This is a genomic window from Streptomyces sp. SCSIO 75703, assembly GCF_036607905.1.
Classification (GTDB): domain Bacteria; phylum Actinomycetota; class Actinomycetes; order Streptomycetales; family Streptomycetaceae; genus Streptomyces.
The window spans coordinates 1,751,083-1,771,079 of sequence record NZ_CP144555.1 but is presented as its reverse complement, the minus strand read 5'-3'; the positions used below and the strand labels follow the sequence as shown (position 1 = coordinate 1,771,079).

Below are 19,997 nucleotides of genomic sequence, written 5' to 3'. Positions count from 1 at the left end.
GGGTGGGTTCCGGGCGAGGGTGGTGTGACAACGGCTCTACCAGGGCTCGGTACCCTCCTACCGGTGAACGAAGCCACGGCCTTACCCAGTGGGGCCCCATCGGAAATTCAGCGAGGAGCGAACCGCGTGACCGCCGAGACGTCCGTGCCGTCCACTGCGCTGCTGGCAGGAGCAGACCGGGACGGGTCCAACTACACCGCTCGGCACCTGCTCGTCCTGGAAGGGCTCGAGGCCGTGCGCAAGCGGCCCGGCATGTACATCGGATCGACCGACAGCCGCGGTCTGATGCACTGCCTGTGGGAGATCATCGACAACTCCGTCGACGAGGCCCTCGGCGGCTACTGCGACCACATCGAGGTCGTCCTCCACGACGACGCCTCGGTCGAGGTCCGGGACAACGGGCGCGGCATCCCCGTCGACGTGGAGCCCAAGACCGGTCTGTCCGGCGTCGAGGTCGTCATGACCAAGCTGCACGCCGGCGGCAAGTTCGGCGGTGGCTCCTACGCCGCCTCCGGCGGCCTGCACGGCGTCGGCGCCTCCGTGGTGAACGCCCTCTCCGGCCGGCTGGACGTCGAGATCGACCGGGCCGGCCACACTCACGCCATCAGCTTCCGCCGCGGCGTCCCCGGCGTCTTCGCGGCCATGGGGCCGGACGCGAAGTTCGAGGCCAAGGGCGGACTGCGCAAGGGCAAGAAGATCCCCAAGAGCCGCACCGGCACGCGCGTGCGGTACTGGGCGGACCGGCAGATCTTCCTCAAGGACGCGCGGCTCTCCCTGGAGAACCTGCACCAGCGCGCCCGCCAGACCGCCTTCCTGGTGCCCGGCCTGACCATCGTCGTCCGCGACGAGATGGGCCTGGGGGACGGCGGCAGCAAGGGCGAGGAGTCCTTCCGCTTCGACGGCGGCATCAGCGAGTTCTGTGAGTTCCTCGCCACCGACCGGCCCGTCTGCGACGTGCTCCGCTTCAGCGGGCAGGGCGCCTTCAAGGAGACGGTCCCGGTCCTGGACGAGCACGGCCAGATGACGCCGACCGAGGTCACCCGCGAACTCGGCGTCGACGTCGCCATGCGCTGGGGCACGGGGTACGACACCACGCTCCGCTCCTTCGTCAACATCATCGCCACGCCCAAGGGCGGCACCCACGTCGCCGGCTTCGAGCAGGCCGTCGCCAAGACGGTGAACGAGGTGCTGCGCGCCAAGAAGATGCTGCGTGTCGCCGAGGACGACATCGTCAAGGACGACGCCCTGGAGGGGCTGACGGCGGTGGTGACGGTCCGCCTGGCCGAGCCGCAGTTCGAGGGCCAGACCAAGGAGGTGCTCGGCACGTCGGCGGCCCGCCGTATCGTGAACAACGTCGTCACCAAGGAACTCAAGGCGTTCCTGACCTCCACCAAGCGTGACGGCGCCCAGCAGGCCCGTGTGGTCCTGGAGAAGGCGGTCGCCGCCGCCCGCACCCGTATCGCCGCCCGTCAGCACAAGGACGCCCAGCGTCGCAAGACGGCCCTGGAGTCGTCCTCGCTGCCCGCGAAGCTGGCCGACTGCCGCAGCGACGACGTCGACCGCAGCGAGTTGTTCATCGTCGAGGGGGACTCCGCGCTCGGCACGGCCAAGCTCGCCCGGAACTCCGAGTTCCAGGCGCTGCTGCCGATCCGCGGCAAGATCCTCAACGTGCAGAAGTCGTCCGTGACGGACATGCTGAAGAACGCCGAGTGCGGCGCGATCATCCAGGTCATAGGAGCCGGGTCCGGGCGGACCTTCGACATCGACGCGGCCCGGTACGGCAAGATCATCATGATGACCGACGCCGATGTGGACGGCTCCCACATCCGCACGCTGCTGCTGACCCTCTTCCACCGCTACATGCGGCCCATGGTCGAGGCCGGCCGGGTCTTCGCCGCGGTGCCGCCGCTGCACCGCATCGAGCTGGTGCAGCCGAAGAAGGGCCAGGACAAGTACGTCTACACGTACTCGGACCGCGAGCTGCGCGACAAGCTCATGCAGTTCCAGGCCAAGAACGTCCGCTACAAGGACTCCATCCAGCGGTACAAGGGCCTGGGCGAGATGGACGCCGACCAGCTCGCCGAGACCACCATGGACCCGCGCCGCCGCACGCTGCGCCGGATCAACCTCACCGACCTGGAATCCGCGGAGAACGTCTTCGACCTGCTCATGGGCAACGACGTCGCCCCCCGCAAGGAGTTCATCTCCAGCTCGGCGGCGACGCTGGACCGCTCGCGCATCGACGCGTAGCCGCCACCGCGACCACCCGGCAGGGGCCACGGGAGACTCCCGTGGCCCCTGCCGCGTGAGTGAGCCGTGGGACGGAAGGGGTCCAACAGTCCGGAGCGGCCCGCCCGTTACGGGAACGGAGGGGCCGGTGGGATCACCGACGACCTACGTCACCTGATGGGGTGAAGTGCGGGGGGATGGGACGCGGGGGATCTTTCGGTTCTGCCCATCCTTGGACATGCAGCCACGCAACGATCTCCACCATGCCGCCGGAGGGGGACCCGCGCACCCGGCCGGCCGGGACCGGTCCCTCGCCGAGGCACCCGCGGACCCGGGGTACGACGACCCCTGGTACGACGCCCTCGCCTCCAACTGGGGCGAGGCGGTGGCCCCGGGCACCCCCGCGGCGGCGGCGCCGTCGACCCGCCCGGACGGGGAGCCGGCCCCCCGGGGCGCGGCCGACGTGTACCTGGAGGTCCAGCGTTCCACCGCCTTCCGGGAGGTGCGCGGCCGGTACCGGGGATTCGTCGTCCCCGCCGTCACCGGCTTCTTCCTCTGGTACGTCGCCTACGTGGTGACCGCCACCACCGCCCCCGGCCTGATGGCCCGCCCCGTGGCCGGCGCGGTCAACGTGGCGATGATCGCCGGGCTGGGTCAGTTCCTCACCACGTTCCTGCTCACCTGGGCCTACGCCCGCCACGCGCGGCTGCGCCGGGACAAGGCCGCCCTCGACCTGCGCTGGGACACCCAGGAACTGACCCGCGCTCTGCGGGGCGGGACCTCGTGAACGCCGACCACGAGAGACTGGCCCTGGTCCTCTTCGGCAGCTTCGTCGCCGTCACGTTGGCGATCACCGCCTGGGCCGGACGCACACGCCGGGGCTCCACGGAGGAGTTCTACGCCGGCGGGCGTCTGTTCACTCCGATGGAGAATGGTTTTGCCATCAGCGGCGACTACATGTCGGCCGCCTCCTTCCTCGGCATCTCCGGCCTCATCGCCCTCAACGGCTACGACGGCATGCTGTACTCGGTGGGTTTCCTGGTGGCCTGGCTGGTCGTGCTGATGCTCGTCGCCGAACTGGTCCGCAACTGCGGCCGGTTCACCCTCGCCGACGTCGTCGCCGCGCGCATGCGCGAGCGGCCGGTGCGCCTGGCCACCGGCACCTCCTCGGTCACCGTCTCGGTCCTCTACCTGGTCGCCCAGATGGTCGGCGCCGGCAGCCTCGTCGCGCTGCTGCTCGGCGGCACCGGCGAGGCGGCCCGCACCTGGACCGTCATCGGCGTCGGCGCGCTCATGGTGGTCTACGTGTCGCTGGGCGGGATGCGGGCCACCACCTGGATCCAGATCGTCAAGGCCGTCCTGCTGCTCGGCGGCACCCTCACCCTCACCGCGCTCGTCCTGGTCCGCTTCCACGGCGACCTGGACCGGCTGCTGCGCGCCGCGGCCGAACGCAGCGGGCACGGGGAGGCGTTCCTCGCGCCGGGCCTGGCGTACGGCGGGGACTGGACCTCACGCATCGACTTCGTGAGCCTCGGACTCGCCCTCGTGCTGGGCACGGCCGGGCTCCCGCACATCCTGTCCCGCTTCTACACCGTGCCCACCGCCCGCGCGGCCCGGCGCTCGGTCGTCTGGTCCATCGGCCTCATCGGCACCTTCTACCTGATGACCATCGTGCTGGGTTTCGGCGCCGCCGCCCTCGTCGGACCGGACGCCGTCCGGGCCTCCCACGCCGCCGGGAACACGGCCGTCCCGCTGCTCGCGCTGGACCTGGGTGGCGGAGCCGACTCCACCGGCGGCACGGTGCTCTTCGCGGTCGTCGCCGCGGTCGCCTTCGCCACCATCCTCGCGGTGGTCGCGGGCGTCACGCTGGCCTCCTCCGCCTCCGTCGCCCACGACCTGTACGCGAGCCTGCGCCGCCGCTCCGGAGGCCGCTGGGGCGAGGTCGCCGTGGCGCGGATCGCCGCCGTCGGCATCGGCGCGGTCGCCATCGGCCTCGGACTGCTCGCCCGCGACCTGAACGTCGCCTTCCTGGTGGGCCTCGCCTTCGCGGTCGCCGCCTCCGCCAACCTGCCGGTGCTGCTCTACTCGCTGTTCTGGTGCCGTTTCACCACCCGGGGTGCCGTGTGGGCGGTCTACGGCGGGCTCGTCCCGGCCATCGTCCTCGTCCTGCTCTCGCCCGTGGTCTCCGGCAGCCCGGAGTCCCTCTTCCCGGGCGTCGACTTCCATCTCTTCCCGCTCCGGAACCCCGGCCTGGTCTCCATCCCGCTGGGCTTCGCCGCGGGCTGGATCGGCACGGTCACCTCGGCCGAGCCGCCGGACGAGGCCCGGCACGCCGAGGTCGAGGTGCGGTCCCTGACCGGCGCGGGGGCCGTGTAGCGGCGGATTGCCGCGGGGGGCGGGTCAGGCGCCGGACGCCCACTCGTAGAGGTGCTCCGGGCGGCCGGCCTCGCCGTACTTGAGGGTGAGCCGTGCCCGGCCGGTGCGTTCCAGGAGCCTGAGGTAGCGCTGGGCGGTCTGGCGGCTGACCCCGGTCCGGTCGGCGATCTCCTGCGCGGAGAGCGGTCCGCCCGCCTTCACCAGGCACTGCCGTACCAGTTCGGCGGTGGTGGGGGAGTGCCCCTTGGGCAGCCCCGGCTGCGAGGGCGCCGACAGCGCGCCGAAGATGCGGTCCACCTCGGCCTGCTCGGCCTCGCCGCCGCCCTCCAGCGTCCGGTGCAGCCCCGCGTACGCCTCCAGCCGGGACCGCAGCCCCGTGAACGTGAACGGCTTGACCAGGTACTGCAACGCCCCGTGCCGCATCGCGGCCCGGACGGTCGACACGTCCCGCGCCGCCGTCACCATGATCACGTCGGTCTGGAGGCCGCGCCGCCGCATCTCCCGGACCACCTCCAGTCCGGTCCGGTCGGGCAGGTAGTGGTCGAGCAGGACCAGGTCCACCCGTGGCAGTGTCTCCAGTGCGCGCAGGGCCTCCCCGGCGTTGTGCGCCTCCCCGGCGACGCGGAAACCGGGCACCTTGCCGACATAGGCGGTGTTGACCCGGGCGACCCGTGTGTCGTCGTCCACGACCAGCACCTCGATCATCGGGAACCCTCCTCGGCGGCGGTACGGAACACGGCGGTGGTGGTGGCGTCGGTGGTGGCGGGGCCGGTGCCGGCCGCACGGACCGGGGCGGTCGGCGCCTGCTCCGCCTCGGGGACCGGCTCGGGGACCGGCTCGGGGACCGGCTCGGGCTCCGGTGGGGCGAGCGCCTCGGGCAGGACCACGACGAACTCCGCGCCCCCGCCGGGTGCCCCGGCCGCCACGGCGCTGCCGCCCTGCCGTTCGGCGAGCCGGCGGACCAGACAGAGCCCGATGCCGCGCGGGCGGTGGGCGGGGGGCTCCTTCGTGGACCAGCCCTCCGTGAACACCAGTTCGCGGTGCTCGGGCAGGATGCCGGGCCCGGTGTCGCGCACCCGCAGCGTCACGGACCGCCCCTCGGTCCGCACCTCGACCTCCACCCGTGCGTGTGGCGTGCCCGCGACCGCTTCCCACGCGTTGTCGACGAGGTTCCCGACGATGGTGGCCAGCCCGCGGGGATCGACGAGGCGGTCCGGCAGCCGGGTCCGGTCGGAGACCCACAGCGCCACCCCGCGCTCGGCCGCGACGGTCGCCTTGCCGACCAGCAGCGCGGCGAGCAGCGGGTCCCGGACCCGCTCGGCGATCTGTTCCGCGGTCGCCCGGTGGTCGCCGACGGCCTCGCCGACGAACTCCACGGCCTCCTCGTACATCTCCAGTTCGAGCAGGCCCAGCAGGGTGTGCATGCGGTTGGCGTGCTCGTGGTCCTGGGCGCGCAGGGCGTCGATCAGGCCGCGGGTGGAGTCCAGTTCCCGGCCGAGCCGTTCCAGTTCGGTGCGGTCGCGCAGGGTGGCGACGGCGCCGCCGTCGTCGGTGGGCATCCGGTTGGCAACCAGGACGCGCCGGCCGCGCACCGTCAGCAGGTCGGTGCCGGTCACCCGGCCGGCCAGGACGTCGGCGGTGCGGCCCGCGCCGAGCGCCTCGTCGGGTACGCGGCCCACCGCCTCGCCGCCGATGTCCAGGAGGCGCTGCGCCTCGTCGTTGAGGAGGCGGATACGGCCGCCGCGGTCCAGAGCGACGACGCCCTCCCGGATGCCGTGCAGCATGGCCTCCCGCTCGGCGAGCAGCGAGGCGATATCGGAGAAGGCCAGGTCACGGGTCTGTCGCTGGACCCGGCGGGAGACGAGCCAGGCGGCCAGCGCGCCGACGGCCAGGGCGCCGCCCGCGTAGGCGAGCAGCCCGGGGATGGCGTGGACGAGCCGTGCCCGCACGCTGTCGTAGGCGATGCCGACCGAGACGGCGCCCACGATCGTGCCGTCGCCGTCCCGCAACGGCACCTTGCCGCGGGCGGAGCGGCCCAGCGTCCCGCTGTCGATCTCCATGACCTCGTGCCCGGCCAGCGCGTCGCCGGGGTCGGTGGAGACCACCTCGCCGATCCGCCCGGGGTCGGTGTGCGACCAGCGCACGCCGCGCAGGTCCATCACGACGACGTACTCGGCCCGCGTGGCCTTCCGGATCCGTTCGGCCTCGCGCTGCACCGGCCCGTCGGGCGTCGGCGGGGTGCGCAGGTCCCGCACGATCTGCGGCTGCTGCGCGGTGGTCTGCGCGATGGCCAGGGCGCGGCGCATTGCCTGGTCGTCGAGCTGATCGCCGAGCGGCGCGAGGAAGAGGCCCGTGGCGAGCACCGTGACCCCCGTGGCCACCGCGAGCTGCATCAGCAGCACCTGCGAGAAGGCCCGGCGGGGCAGGCACAGGCGCAGGCGCCCGGCGGGGGGTGTGGCACTCATAGCCCTGAACCGTACGTGGGTGCGGGCGTCGGGGCGTAGAGGGGTGCAGGGCCGTCTCCCGGGGTTCTTCCCGGGGTTCTTCCCAGGTCTTCTTGCCAAGGCGCGTGGCGGTCCGGTCCCCTCTCCGTGCCGTGGTCCTCGCACGGGGCGGCGACCGGTCAGCCCGCCAGGGCCGCCGTCACCGTGAGTTCGCGTACCGCGGTGACCTCCATGCGGGCGGGGGTGCCGAGGACCGACGCCCCGCAGCTCTCCGGGCGTGGCGGCCGTGCGGTGCCCTGGGCGACGCGGACCCGCCAGTGCCGGCCGTCCACGTGGGCCACGGTGACCTTCCAGCCCGGCGCGTCCCCGCCGCCGTGGGCCCCGTCCCGGACCACCTCGGTGCGGACGACGGCCAGTGCCTCGGCGGCGTCCACCCCCGCCGCGGAGCGCACGGCCAGTTCGGCGGCCTGGCCGGGGCGCTCCCACGCGGAGTTCCCCCGGCAGCCGTCGGCCACGATCCGCGCCTCCCGCGCCCCGCGCAGGATCTCCCGCACGTCGGCGGCCGTGATCCGGCCGTAGACGTAGCCGTACGGGAGCACGAGCATCGTGGGCGAGAAGCGGTGGCCGCCCAGGTGGGTCACCTCCCAGACGCCCTCGACGCCGGAGGCCGCCAGTTCCGCCGCCAGCGGACGGCCGAGCAGCGCGCAGCACCGGTCGCGCTTGCCGTTGGTGCAGACCAGGGCCAGCGGATCACCGGTGTGGGGGCCGCCGCCCAGCGCGGTGTCGAAGGTACGGCGGTCGCCGCGGCCGAGGGCGGCGAAGTCCAGCCCGAGCAGCAGGCGCGGGTCGGTGATCGTGGCGCTGCGCACCCAGACGCCGCCGGGCGTGGTGTGCGCCGCGTACACGCGGCGCTCGGCGCCGGTGCCGCGGTCGGCGGGACGGCCGGGACGCCGGATGAGCGCGACGCGCACGCCCGTCCCCTTCGCGGCGTTCTCCAGCGCGCGGCCCACCACCGGGTCCAGGTGGCTGGAAGTGAGCGCCTTGGCGCCCCACGGGCCGGGCTGTTCGACCAGGAGCCACGTCCGCGCGCTGGGCGCGGTGCCCGAAAGTGGCTCGTCGAGGTCCTGGGAGACGGTTGAGCACGTACTCACACAGGTGAGCCTAACCTGAGTTGCGGCGCGGTGGGTTCCGGCCGCGCCCGGCCACTCCTCCGCGGGGGTGGCCGTACGCGTACCCCCGCGAGCCCGTACGCCCTCGTCAGAGGCCCTGTCCGGGGCTCCGGGGAACGGGCCGGCCCGTATGCTGAACAGGTGGTTCCGCGAGGGCCGGGACCGGAACGCACGGGTGAGAGAGAGGTCGCACGGTGGGGCAGCGCCCGACTCCGCAGCAGATCCCGGTGGTCGTCCTCGCCGGATTCCTCGGCTCCGGGAAGACCACCCTGCTCAACCACCTGCTGCACCGCAGCGGGGGCAGCCGGATCGGCGCCATCGTCAACGACTTCGGCTCCATCGAGATCGACGCGATGGCCGTCGCGGGCGCGCTCGGCGACTCCACCGTCTCGCTCGGCAACGGCTGCCTGTGCTGCGCCGTCGACGCGAGCGAACTGGACGTCTACCTGGAGCGGCTGGCCCGCCCCGACACCGGCATCGACGTGATCGTCATCGAGGCGAGCGGCCTCGCCGAACCGCAGGAGCTGGTGCGCATGCTGCTCGCCAGCGACCAGCCCCGGGTGGTCTACGGCGGGCTCGTCGAGGTCGTCGACGCCGCGGAGTTCGACGCCACCCGCGCCCGGCACCCCGAGATCGACCGGCACCTGGCGCTGGCCGACCTCGTCGTGGTCAACAAGACCGACCGGGCCCCGGACGCCGAGCGCGTCCTCGGCCTGGTCCGTTCCCTCGCCGACGGCGCCGCCGTGGTGCCGGCCACCTACGGCCGGATCGACCCGGACTTCCTCTTCGACTGCAAGCCGAGCGAGGAGCGCGTCGGCCAGCTCTCCTTCGACGACCTGCACGAACCCGGCGCGGACGACGACCACGCCGACCACCTGCACGCGGCCTACGACACCCTGTCGTTCGTCTCCGGCCCGCCCCTCGATCCGCGGCGGCTGATGCGGTTCCTGGACGGCCGGCCCGACGGCCTGTACCGGATCAAGGGGTACGTCGACTTCGGCCCGCACGACCCCCGCAACCGCTACGCCGTGCACGCCGTGGGACGCTTCCTGCGCTTCCGCCCCGAGCCCTGGCCGCCCGGCGAGCCCCGCCGCAGCCAACTGGTGCTCATCGGCACCGGCATCGACGGCCCCGCCCTCGCCGGGGAACTCGACGCCTGCCGGAGCGAGGCCCCCGAGCCCGACGAGCACGCCATGTGGGGCGTCCTGCGCTACGTCCCCGACCCGGAGGACGAGGACCCGGCCCCGTCGACGGCCGGACCGGAGTCCGACGGGGCCTACGGGACCGCTGGGACCGGCGCGCCGTACGAGACCGCCGCGTCGTACGAGACCACAGCTCCGTACGCGACCGCTTCGTACGACACCGGCCCCTACGGCGACGCCGCGCCTCGCGGCACCGGGGCCCCCGACGGCCCCGCCCGGCCCCGCGGCACCGTCGTGCCCTCCGGCCCGCCCGGGGACCCCGAGGTCCGCGAGGACCCGGAGGACTACGGCTTCTAGCACGGTTGCCCGGTTGCCCGGTTGCCCTGGCCGCCCGGCCCGCTGCCCCCACGGACCGCTGTCGGAGCTGTGCCTCACGGACCGACGGGGCCCGCCGGCTCACCGGAACCGGCGTGGGACCACCGGCGGCGGGAGCCCCCCACCAGCGCACCGGTGCCCCGACTTCCCCGGGCCGCCGAGGCCCCACGCCACCGGCGGCCCGGCCCCGCCTACACCGCCCCCGTCACCGCTCCCACTGTCTGCGGCAGCGACACGCCCGAGCCGTCGCGGCGCGGGTCGAGGTCCGGGAGCCGTGCCGGGGAGCCGTTCTTCTGCGCGGCCTTGACCGGGGACGGGCCCGCCCAGGCCAGGGCGAGGCAGTCCTCGCCCTTCAGGAAGCGCTGGCAGCGCACCCCGCCGGTGGCCCGGCCCTTGCGCGGGTACTGGTCGAACGGGGTCAGCTTGGCCGTGGTCTGGACGGAGTCGTCGAGCGTGCCGCGCGAACCCGCGACCGTGAGGACCACCGCGTCCGCCGCCGGGTCGACCACCGTGAAGGAGATGACCTTCGCGCCCTGGGAGAGCTTGACGCCCGCCATGCCGCCCGCGGGCCGGCCCTGGGGACGGACCTGGGACGCCTGGTAGCGCAGGAGGTGGGCGTCGTCGGTGATGAAGACGAGGTCCTCCTCACCGGTGCGCAGCTCGGCCGCGCCGATGATCCGGTCGCCCTCCTTGAGGGTGATGACCTCCAACTCGTCCTTGTTCGACGGGTAGTCGGGCACCACCCGCTTGACCACGCCCTGTTCCGTGCCGAGGGCGAGTCCGTGCGAGGACTCGTCCAGCGTGGTCAGGCAGACCACGCTCTCGTCGCCCTCCAGGGACACGAACTCGGCGAGCGGTGCCCCGCCCGCCAGGTTCGGGGTGGGCATCGGCTCGGGGAGCTGCGGCAGGTCCACGACGTTGACCCGCAGCAGCCGCCCGGCGGAGGTGACCACGCCGATCTCGCCCCGGATGGTGGCGGGCACGGCGGAGGTGATCAGGTCGTGCGGGACGCGCTCGCCCCCGGAGCCCGGGGCCGCCGGGCGGGCGTCGGCGGTGCGGGCGAGCAGACCGGTGGAGGAGAGCAGCACCCGGCACGGGTCGTCGGCCACCTGGAGGGGCACGGCGGTCACCGCGACACCGGCGGACTCCTGCAGGACCGTACGCCGGTCGGTGCCGAACTTCTTGGCCACCGCGGCCAGTTCGCCCGAGACCAGCTTGCGCAGCTCCGTGTCGGAATCGAGGATGCGGGTCAGCTCCGCGATCTCCTCGGTGAGCCGCTCCTTCTCCGCCTCCAGCTCGATCCGGTCGAACTTGGTCAGCCGGCGCAGCGGCGTGTCCAGGATGTACTGGGTCTGCACGTCGCTCAGTCCGAAGCGCTCGATCAGGCGCTCCTTGGCCTGTGCCGAGTTCTCGCTGGAACGGATCAGGCGGATGACCTCGTCGATGTCGACGAGCGCGGTGAGCAGGCCCTCGACCAGGTGCAGGCGGTCGCGGCGCTTGCCGCGGCGGAACTCGCTGCGGCGCCGCACCACCGTGAAGCGGTGGTCGAGGTAGACCTCCAGCAGTTCCTTGAGGCCCAGGGTGAGCGGCTGGCCGTCCACCAGGGCCACGTTGTTGATGCCGAAGGACTCCTCCATGGCGGTCAGCTTGTAGAGCTGTTCCAGGACCGCCTCCGGCACGAAGCCGTTCTTGATCTCGATGACCAGGCGCAGGCCGTGCTCGCGGTCGGTGAGGTCCTTGACGTCGGCGATGCCCTGGAGCTTCTTGGAGCCCACCAGGTCCTTGATCTTGGCGATCACCTTCTCCGGGCCGACCGCGAAGGGCAGCTCCGTGACGACCAGGCCCTTGCGGCGGGCGGTCACCGTCTCCACCGACACCGTGGCACGGATCTTGAAGGTGCCGCGGCCGGTCTCGTAGGCGTCCCGGACGCCGGAGAGGCCGACGATCCGGCCGCCGGTGGGCAGGTCGGGGCCCGGCACGTGCTTCATCAGCGCGTCGAGGTCGGCGTGCGGGTAGCGGATCAGGTGCCGGGCGGCGGCGATGACCTCGCGCAGGTTGTGCGGCGGCATGTTGGTCGCCATGCCCACGGCGATGCCGGAGGCGCCGTTGACCAGCAGGTTGGGGAAGGCGGCCGGCAGGGCCCCCGGTTCCTGCTCCTGGCCGTCGTAGTTGGGGGCGAAGTCGACCGTGTCCTCGTCGATGGACTCGGTCATCAGACTGGTGGCCGCGGCCATCCGGCACTCGGTGTACCGCATCGCGGCCGGCGGGTCGTCGTTGCCCAGCGAACCGAAGTTGCCGTGGCCGTCCACCAGCGGCACGCGCATGGAGAAGGGCTGCGCCATGCGCACCAGCGCGTCGTAGATCGAGGCGTCGCCGTGCGGGTGGAGCTTGCCCATCACCTCGCCCACCACGCGGGCGCACTTGACGTAACCGCGCTCGGGGCGCAGGCCCATCTCGTTCATCTGGTAGACGATGCGGCGGTGCACCGGCTTGAGGCCGTCGCGGGCGTCCGGCAGGGCGCGGGAGTAGATGACCGAGTACGCGTACTCGAGGAAGGAGCCCTGCATCTCGTCGACGACGTCGATGTCGAGGATCTTCTCCTCGTACGCGTCGTCGGGCGGCGGGGTCTTCGTACTACGGCGGGCCATCGCTGCCGGCTCCTTGCTGAAGCGTGGACGGGGATCTGACGCGGACCATTGTGGACCGGGGCACCGACAGGGACAGACGGGGTGGGGTCACGGTCGGCCCGCCCGGCGCCGATCCGCAGCGTACGCCCTCGGCACCGGCGCCCTCGCCACGGTCATCTCGCTGAGGGCGTACGAGGAGCGGGAACTCCACCGGCCGCCCGCGCGCTTGCATACAGTGGCGGGAACGGCGGGAATGCCGCAGTTCCACGCGGTTCCGCACGAGATTTCGCGAGCGAAGGGACGTACATGCCCATGGGTCACACGGCCACAGCCCAGGCAGGCTCCGGGGGCCTGACAGCGACCGAGCACCGCCTGGCCAACGGCCTGCGCGTGGTGCTCTCCGAGGACCACCTGACCCCGGTCGCGGCGGTGTGCCTCTGGTACGACGTCGGTTCGCGCCACGAGGTCAAGGGGCGCACCGGTCTGGCTCACCTCTTCGAGCACCTGATGTTCCAGGGCTCGGGTCAGGTCAAGGGCAACGGGCACTTCGAACTGGTGCAGGGGGCCGGCGGCTCGCTCAACGGCACCACCAGCTTCGAGCGCACCAACTACTTCGAGACCATGCCGGCCCACGAGCTGGAGCTGGCGCTCTGGCTGGAGGCGGACCGGATGGGCTCCCTCCTCGCCGCCCTGGACGAGGAGTCGATGGAGAACCAGCGCGACGTCGTCAAGAACGAGCGCCGCCAGCGCTACGACAACGTGCCCTACGGCACCGCGTTCGAGCGGCTGACCGCCCTCTCCTACCCGGAGGGCCACCCCTACCACCACACGCCGATCGGCTCGATGGCCGACCTGGACGCGGCGACGCTGGAGGACGCGCGGGAGTTCTTCCGCACCTACTACGCGCCGAACAACGCGGTGCTCTCGGTCGTCGGCGACATCGACCCCGAGCAGACCCTCGCCTGGGTCGAGAAGTACTTCGGCTCCATCCCCTCCCACGACGGCAAGCCCGCCCCCCGGGACGGCGCGCTGCCCGACGTGATCGGCGAGGAGCTGCGCGAGGTCGTCGAGGAGGAGGTCCCGGCCCGTGCCCTGATGGCCGCCTACCGGCTGCCGCACGACGGCACGCGGGAGTGCGACGCGGCCGACCTCGCCCTCACCGTCCTGGGCGGCGGCGAGTCCTCCCGCCTCTACAACCGCCTGGTGCGCCGCGACCGCACGGCCGTCGCCGCCGGCTTCGGCCTGCTGCGGCTGGCCGGGGCGCCCTCGCTGGGCTGGCTGGACGTGAAGACGTCCGGTGACGTGGAGGTCCCGGTGATCGAGGCCGCCGTCGACGAGGAGCTGGCCCGCTTCGCCGCGGAGGGCCCCACCGCCGAGGAGATGGAGCGCGCCCAGGCCCAGTTGGAGCGCGAGTGGCTGGACCGGCTCGGCACGGTCGCCGGCCGCGCCGACGAACTGTGCCGGTACGCCGTCCTGTTCGGCGACCCGCAGCTCGCCCTCACCGCCGTCCGGCGGGTGCTCGACGTGACGGCCGAGGAGGTGCGCGAGGTCGCCGCGGCCCGGCTGCGCCCCGACAACCGCGCGGTCCTCGTCTACGAGCCCACCGCAGCCGACAGCGACGCCGCCGAGACCGGCGCCACCGACGAGAACGAGGAGGCGGCCCAGTGACCGACCTGGCCACCATGGAATTCCACCCCCGCCCGCAGTCCGGCGCCGCCCGCCCCTGGGCGTTCCCGGCCCCCGAGCGGGGCTCCCTGGGCAACGGCCTGACGGTGCTGCGCTGCCACCGCCCCGGCCAGCGGGTCGTCGCCGTGGAGGTGCTGCTCGACGCGCCGCTGGAGGCCGAGCCGGCCGGACTCGACGGCGTCGCCACCATCATGGCGCGGGCCTTCTCCGAGGGCACCGACAAGCACACCGCCGAGGAGTTCGCGGCCGAGCTGGAGCGCTGCGGCGCCACCCTCGACGCCTACGCCGACCACCCCGGCGTCCGGCTGAGCCTGGAGGTGCCGGTCTCCCGGCTCGCCAAGGCGCTCGGCCTGGTCGCCGACGCCCTGCGGGCGCCCGCCTTCGCCGACGGCGAGGTCGAGCGGCTGGTGCGCAACCGGCTCGACGAGATCCCGCACGAACTGGCCAACCCCGCGCGCCGCGCCGCCAAGGAGCTGTCCAAGGAGCTGTTCCCGGCCGGCTCGCGCATGTCCCGGCCGCGCCAGGGCACCGAGGAGACGGTCGCCGCCGTCGACTCGGCCGCCGTCCGCGCCTTCTACGAGCGCCACGTCCGCCCCGCCACCGCCACGGCCGTGGTCGTCGGCGACCTCACCGGCATCGACCCGGACGCGCTGCTCGCCGACACCCTGGGCGCCTGGACCGGCTCCACGACCGAGCCGCGTCCGGTGCCGCCGGTGACCGCCGACGACACCGGCCGGGTCGTCATCGTGGACCGTCCCGGCGCCGTCCAGACCCAGCTCCTCATCGGCCGCACCGGCGCCGACCGGCACGACCGCGTCTGGCCGGCGCAGGTGCTCGGCACGTACTGCCTCGGCGGCACCCTCACCTCCCGCTTGGACCGCGTCCTGCGCGAGGAGAAGGGCTACACCTACGGCGTCCGTGCCTTCGGCCAGGTGCTGCGCTCCGCGCCCGACGGCACCGGCGCCTCGATGCTCGCCATCAGCGGCTCCGTCGACACGCCCAACACCGGCCCCGCCCTGTCGGACCTGTGGACGGTGCTGCGCACGCTCGCCGCGGAGGGGCTGACCGACGCCGAGCGGGACGTGGCCGTGCAGAACCTGGTGGGGGTGGCGCCGCTCAAGTACGAGACGGCGGCGGCCGTCGCCGGCACCCTCGCCGACCAGGTCGAGCAGCACCTGCCCGACGACTACCAGGCCGCCCTGTACCGGCAGCTCGCCGCGACGGGCACCGTGGAGGCCACGGCGGCGGTCGTCAACGCCTTCCCGGTGGACCGCCTGGTGACCGTCCTGGTCGGCGACGCCGCCAAGATCAAGGCCCCCGTGGAGGCCCTCGGCATCGGCGAGGTGACGGTCGTCCCGGCCGAGTGAGCGGTCCCGGACGCGTGCGGCGGCCCCGGTGGCAGGACGTCACCGGGGCCGCCCCGTGTCCGAATTGAGGGGGAGGCTGCCCGTCTGCCCTGTGGCGTACGCTACAAAAACCTTGGTGCGTTTGAGGATTGACGCCGGGCCCGTTTAGCTTCGTCCGGGCTGTTCGTCAGGCAGTGCGCCGCGCCCGCGGCACCGGACAGCCATCGCCGAGTCCCCGTACGGCGCGAGCCAGGGGAGCCGGGGACCCGTGTGCAGTCCCTGGGGTGAATCGGACGCCCGCGCGCAGGCGAGGGGGTCCGTAGGAGACCTTCCTGCTCCGAACCCGTCAGCTAACCCGGTAGGCGAGAGGGAAGGAAAGGACCAGCCTCCACATGGCGTTCACGCGCGCCACCGGGAAGCATCGCCGCCCCGGCAAGATGCACCGCACCACCGCCCGCGCGGCGGGTGTCGCCGCCCTCGCCACCGGCGGAGTGGTCGGGAACCTCGCGGCCCCGGCGCTCGCCGACGAGCCGTCCCCGGAGCAGACCGGGCTCACCCCGGTCGTCACCATCGGTGACTCCGTCGCCGGGGAGATCGACGCCCAGGCCGAGTCGCAGAAGCAGGCCGCGCAGCACGCCGCCGCCCGGGAGGCCGCGCAGAAGGCCGCCCGCGAGCGGGCCGCCGAGGCCGCCGCGGAGGCCCGCGAGGCCCAGGAGCGCGCCGCCCGGGAGGCCGAGCGCGAGCGTCTGAACACCTTCGTGGCGCCGATCGCCGGCTCCTATGTCTCCACCGCCTACGGGGCCGGCAGCGCCCTGTGGTCCTCCGGCAGCCACACCGGCATCGACTTCCACGCCGCCACCGGCACCCCGGTGCGGTCGGTCGGCACCGGCACGGTCGTCGAGGCCGGCTGGGGCGGCGCGTACGGCTACCAGGTCGTGATCAAGATGCACGACGGCACGTACACCCAGTACGGGCACCTGTCGTCCATCGGCGTCTTCGCGGGCCAGGCGGTCACCCCCGGCCAGCAGATCGGCCTGGCCGGCGCCACCGGCAACGTCACCGGACCCCACCTGCACTTCGAGGTCCGTTCGGGCGCCGACTACGGCACCGACATGGACCCCGCCGCCTACCTGCGCGGCCACGGCGTCGCGATCTGACGCCGCGGACCGCGCCGGCGCCCGGCGAAGCGAGGGCCCGCCCGAGTCTCCTCGGGCGGGCCCTCGCGTGTCGTGGGGGCGGCGCGGTCCGCGGCGTCCCGGGTCAGACGGTCTCGGGAAGCTCCTCGAGACCCTCGGCGACCAGCTTGGCCAGCCGGTCCAGGGCGATGTCCGCGCCCTCGGCGTCGGAGGCGAGGACGATCTCCTCGCCCCCCTGGGCGCCCAGGCCCAGGACGGCCAGCATGGAGGCCGCGTTGACGGGGTCGCCGTCGGCCTTGGCGATCGTCACCGGGACGCCTGTGGCCGTGGCGGCTCGGACGAAGAGGGAGGCGGGGCGGGCGTGGAGGCCCTCGGCCCAGCCGACGTTGACGCGGCGCTCAGCCATGTGATGCTGCCCTTCGGAGTTCAGGGGTTGTCTAGACCAGTTTCCCATATCGTGAAGCGGCTCCGGACGGGCGTGCGGCGCCCGCCGGGGTGGCGCCCGGACCGCGGCCTCGGTCCGGTCTTCCGTCCTCCACGGCCTGCCCGGCGCCCCTGTCGTACGCGAGCCGTACGCTGGGGCCCATGCAGACCTCGCCGGACCGGCACGAGTACCCCGCCCACTGGGAGGCCGACGTGGTGCTGCGCGACGGCGGCACCGCACGCGTCCGCCCCATCACCGTTGATGACGCGGAGCGCCTGATCAGCTTCTATGAGCAGGTCTCCGACGAGTCGAAGTACTACCGCTTCTTCGCGCCGTACCCTCGCCTGTCCGCCAAGGACGTCCACCGCTTCACCCACCACGACTTCGTGGACCGGGTGGGACTCGCGGCCACGATCGGCGGCGAGTTCATCGCCACCGTACGCTACGACCGGATCGGCGCCGGCGGAACACCCGCCTCCTCCCGCCCCGCCCCCGGCGGCGGTCCCCCGCCCCCCGTCTCCGACGAGGCCGAGGTCGCCTTCCTGGTCCAGGACGCCCACCAGGGCCGCGGCGTCGCCTCCGCCCTGCTGGAACACATCGCCGCCGTCGCCCGCGAGCGCGGCATCCGCCGCTTCGCCGCCGAGGTGCTGCCCGCCAACACCAAGATGATCAAGGTGTTCACGGACGCCGGCTACACGCAGAAGCGCAGCTTCGAGGACGGCGTCGTCCACCTCGAATTCGACCTCGAACCGACCGACCGCTCCCTCGCCGTGCAGTACGCGCGCGAGCACCGCGCCGAGGCCCGCTCCGTGCAGCGCCTGCTCCAGCCCGGCTCCGTCGCCGTCGTCGGCACCGGCCGCGCCCCCGGCGGCGTCGGCCGCGGCCTCCTGGACAACCTGCGCGGGGCCGGCTTCACCGGCCGCCTGCACGCGGTGAACCACGCCTTCCCCGAGGACCTGGAGGAGCTGGACGGCGTCCCCGCCCACCGCTTCGTCCGCGAGATCGACGGCCCCGTCGACCTCGCCGTGATCACCGTGCCCGCCGCCCAGGTCCCCGAGGCCGTCGCCGACTGCGGTGAACACGGCGTCCAGGGCCTCGTCGTGATCTCCGCAGGATACGCGGAGAGCGGACCCGAGGGACGCGAGCGCCAGCGCGCCCTGGTGCGCCAGGCGCGCTCGTACGGCATGCGCGTCATCGGGCCCAACGCCTTCGGCGTGATCAACACCGCCCCCGGCATCCGGCTCAACGCCTCCCTCGCCCCCGAGATGCCCCGCGCCGGCCGCATCGGCCTGTTCGCCCAGTCCGGCGCCATCGGCATCGCCCTGCTCTCCCGCATCCAGCGGCGCGGCGGCGGGGTGACCGGCGTCACCGGCGTCTCCACCTTCGTCTCCTGCGGCAACCGGGCCGACGTCTCCGGGAACGACGTCCTCCAGTACTGGTACGACGACCCGGACACGGACGTCGCCCTGATGTACCTGGAGTCGATCCGCAATCCCCGCAAGTTCACCCGCCTCGCCCGGCGCACCGCCGCCGCCAAACCCCTGGTGGTGGTGCAGGGCGCCCGGCACGGCGGCGCCGCGCCCCAGGGCCACGCCGTGCGCGCGACCCGGCTGCCGCACGCCACCGTCTCCGCGCTGCTGCGGCAGGCCGGTGTGATCCGCGTCGACACCATCACCGAGCTGGTCGACGCCGGCCTCCTCCTCGCCCGGCAGCCGCTGCCCGCCGGCCCGCGGGTGGCGATCCTCGGGAACTCCGAGTCGCTCGGCCTGCTCACCTACGACGCCTGCCTCTCGGAGGGACTGCGCCCGCAGCCCCCGCAGGACCTGACCACGGCCGCCTCGCCGGCCGACTTCCACGCCGCGCTCTCCCGGGCCCTCGCCGACGACACCAGCGACGCCGTGGTGGTCACCGCCATCCCGACGCTGGGGGAGGGCTCGGCCGGGGACGCCGCCCTCGCCGAGGCCCTGCGGTCGGCCGCGGCCACCCTCCCCGGCAAGCCGGTCCTCGTCGTCCACGTCGAGCTGGGCGGCCTCGCCGAGGCCCTGTCCGCCGCCGCGAGCACCGCCCCGCAGGCCGCCGCCCCCGACGACTCCCGCCCCGCCCCCGCCGGGCACCCCGCCGTCCCCGCCCCCGACGGCGCCCACCTCATCCCGGCCTACCCCGCCGCCGAACGCGCCGTCCGCGCCCTCGCCGAGGCCGTCTCCTACGCCCGGTGGCGGCGCGAGGCCGCCGACCCCGGCAAGGTGCCGGAGTACGAGGACATCGACGAGAAGGGCGCCGCCGCCCTGATCGAGGGCCACCTCGCCCGCGGCCAGGGGCTCACCCTCTCCACCGACCAGACCTGCGACCTCCTCGCCCGGTACGGCGTCCACGTCCACCGCGCCCTGCCCGCCCCCGCCCCCGACGCGGCCGTCGCCGCCGCCCGCGCCCTCGGCTACCCGGTCGCCCTCAAGGCCACCGCCCCGCACCTGCGCCACCGCGCCGACCTCGGCGGCGTGCGCCTCGACCTCGCCGACGAGGAGCAACTGCGCCGGGCGTACACCGAGCTGACCGAGCTGTTCGGCCCGCCCGGGGAACTGCGGCCGGTGGTCCAGCGGATGGCCCCGCGCGGCGTGGACACCGTCGTCCGCGCCGTCATCGACCCCGCGGCCGGGGCGGTGCTCTCCTTCGGCCTCGCCGGGGCCGCCACCCAGCTCCTCGGCGACACCGCCCACCGGCTGATACCGGTCACCGATCGGGAGGCCGCCACCCTGGTCCGCGCCGTCCGCACCGCCCCGCTCCTCTTCGGCTGGCGCGGCTCCGCCCCCGTCGACACCCCCGCGCTGGAAGAGCTGCTGCTGCGCGTCTCGCGGCTGGTGGACGACCATCCGGAGGTCGTCGCGGTGACCCTGGAGCCCGTCGTCGTCGCCCCGCACGGGCTGAGCGTCCTCGGCGCCGCCGTCCGCCTCGCACCCCCGCCGGCCAGGGACGACCTCGGTCCCCGGACCCTCCCGGCGTACTGAGCGCACACGGACGGGCACGGAGACGGCACGAGCGTCCCGCG

The 19,997-nt window shown here is 73.8% G+C and carries 13 protein-coding genes and 1 riboswitch; of the genes, 8 read left to right on the top strand and 5 right to left on the bottom strand.

Annotated elements, in window-relative coordinates:
• Positions 1–126 precede the first annotated feature (126 nt).
• From VM636_RS07605 to VM636_RS07595, 3 genes are all read left to right on the top strand, one after another.
• On the top strand, positions 127–2,250 hold the full coding sequence (locus VM636_RS07605; RefSeq protein ID WP_030422953.1) for a DNA topoisomerase IV subunit B: 2,124 nt from the start codon (positions 127–129) through the stop codon (positions 2,248–2,250).
• A gap of 217 nt (positions 2,251–2,467) precedes the next feature.
• The gene (locus VM636_RS07600; protein WP_030422952.1) at positions 2,468–3,016 is read left to right on the top strand and encodes a DUF485 domain-containing protein; all 549 of its coding nucleotides are present in this window, start codon (positions 2,468–2,470) and stop codon (positions 3,014–3,016) included.
• Positions 3,013–4,605 (top strand): cation acetate symporter, encoded by a 1,593-nt coding sequence (locus VM636_RS07595; RefSeq protein WP_053914406.1) that lies wholly within the window; start codon positions 3,013–3,015, stop codon positions 4,603–4,605. Before VM636_RS07600 ends, VM636_RS07595 begins: the two co-directional genes overlap by 4 nt.
• A 24-nt stretch (positions 4,606–4,629) precedes the next feature.
• Here the strand turns inward: VM636_RS07595 and VM636_RS07590 are convergent, their stop codons facing one another.
• From VM636_RS07590 to VM636_RS07580, 3 genes are all read right to left on the bottom strand, one after another.
• The gene (locus VM636_RS07590; RefSeq protein WP_030422950.1) at positions 4,630–5,310 is read right to left on the bottom strand and encodes a response regulator; all 681 of its coding nucleotides are present in this window, start codon (positions 5,308–5,310) and stop codon (positions 4,630–4,632) included.
• Positions 5,307–7,070 carry a sensor histidine kinase gene (locus tag VM636_RS07585; RefSeq protein ID WP_078962777.1) on the bottom strand — a complete coding sequence of 588 codons (1,764 nt, stop codon included), beginning with the start codon at positions 7,068–7,070 and terminating at the stop codon, positions 5,307–5,309. Before VM636_RS07585 ends, VM636_RS07590 begins: the two co-directional genes overlap by 4 nt.
• Positions 7,071–7,228: 158 nt before the next feature.
• Positions 7,229–8,200: a sucrase ferredoxin gene (locus VM636_RS07580; RefSeq protein WP_053914407.1), complete on the bottom strand. Its 972-nt coding sequence runs from the start codon at positions 8,198–8,200 to the stop codon at positions 7,229–7,231.
• A gap of 212 nt (positions 8,201–8,412) precedes the next feature.
• Between VM636_RS07580 and VM636_RS07575 the strand changes: the two genes are divergently transcribed.
• A complete protein-coding gene (locus VM636_RS07575; RefSeq protein WP_199825511.1) occupies positions 8,413–9,717 on the top strand; it encodes a GTP-binding protein in 1,305 nt (434 codons plus the stop codon).
• 209 nt (positions 9,718–9,926) lie between these two features.
• On the opposite strand, the gene VM636_RS07570 is transcribed toward VM636_RS07575, so the two are convergent.
• The gene (locus VM636_RS07570; RefSeq protein WP_053914408.1) at positions 9,927–12,383 is read right to left on the bottom strand and encodes a DNA topoisomerase IV subunit A; all 2,457 of its coding nucleotides are present in this window, start codon (positions 12,381–12,383) and stop codon (positions 9,927–9,929) included.
• A gap of 285 nt (positions 12,384–12,668) precedes the next feature.
• Between VM636_RS07570 and VM636_RS07565 the strand changes: the two genes are divergently transcribed.
• The 3 genes from VM636_RS07565 (at position 12,669) to VM636_RS07555 (ending at position 16,551) form a co-directional block, all read left to right on the top strand.
• Positions 12,669–14,030, top strand: a complete 1,362-nt coding sequence (locus tag VM636_RS07565; protein WP_078856251.1) for a pitrilysin family protein — start codon at positions 12,669–12,671, stop codon at positions 14,028–14,030.
• Positions 14,027–15,415, top strand: coding sequence for a pitrilysin family protein (locus VM636_RS07560; RefSeq protein ID WP_053914409.1), 1,389 nt, complete (start codon positions 14,027–14,029; stop codon positions 15,413–15,415). Before VM636_RS07565 ends, VM636_RS07560 begins: the two co-directional genes overlap by 4 nt.
• A 194-nt stretch (positions 15,416–15,609) precedes the next feature.
• Positions 15,610–15,774: riboswitch (cyclic di-AMP (ydaO/yuaA leader) on the top strand.
• A gap of 12 nt (positions 15,775–15,786) precedes the next feature.
• Positions 15,787–16,551, top strand: coding sequence for a M23 family metallopeptidase (locus VM636_RS07555; protein ID WP_030422943.1), 765 nt, complete (start codon positions 15,787–15,789; stop codon positions 16,549–16,551).
• A gap of 103 nt (positions 16,552–16,654) precedes the next feature.
• Here the strand turns inward: VM636_RS07555 and VM636_RS07550 are convergent, their stop codons facing one another.
• Positions 16,655–16,936 (bottom strand): HPr family phosphocarrier protein, encoded by a 282-nt coding sequence (locus VM636_RS07550; RefSeq protein WP_030422942.1) that lies wholly within the window; start codon positions 16,934–16,936, stop codon positions 16,655–16,657.
• A 179-nt stretch (positions 16,937–17,115) separates the two neighbouring features.
• Between VM636_RS07550 and VM636_RS07545 the strand changes: the two genes are divergently transcribed.
• A complete protein-coding gene (locus tag VM636_RS07545; protein WP_053914410.1) occupies positions 17,116–19,956 on the top strand; it encodes a bifunctional GNAT family N-acetyltransferase/acetate--CoA ligase family protein in 2,841 nt (946 codons plus the stop codon).
• The last annotated feature ends 41 nt before the right edge of the window (positions 19,957–19,997 follow it).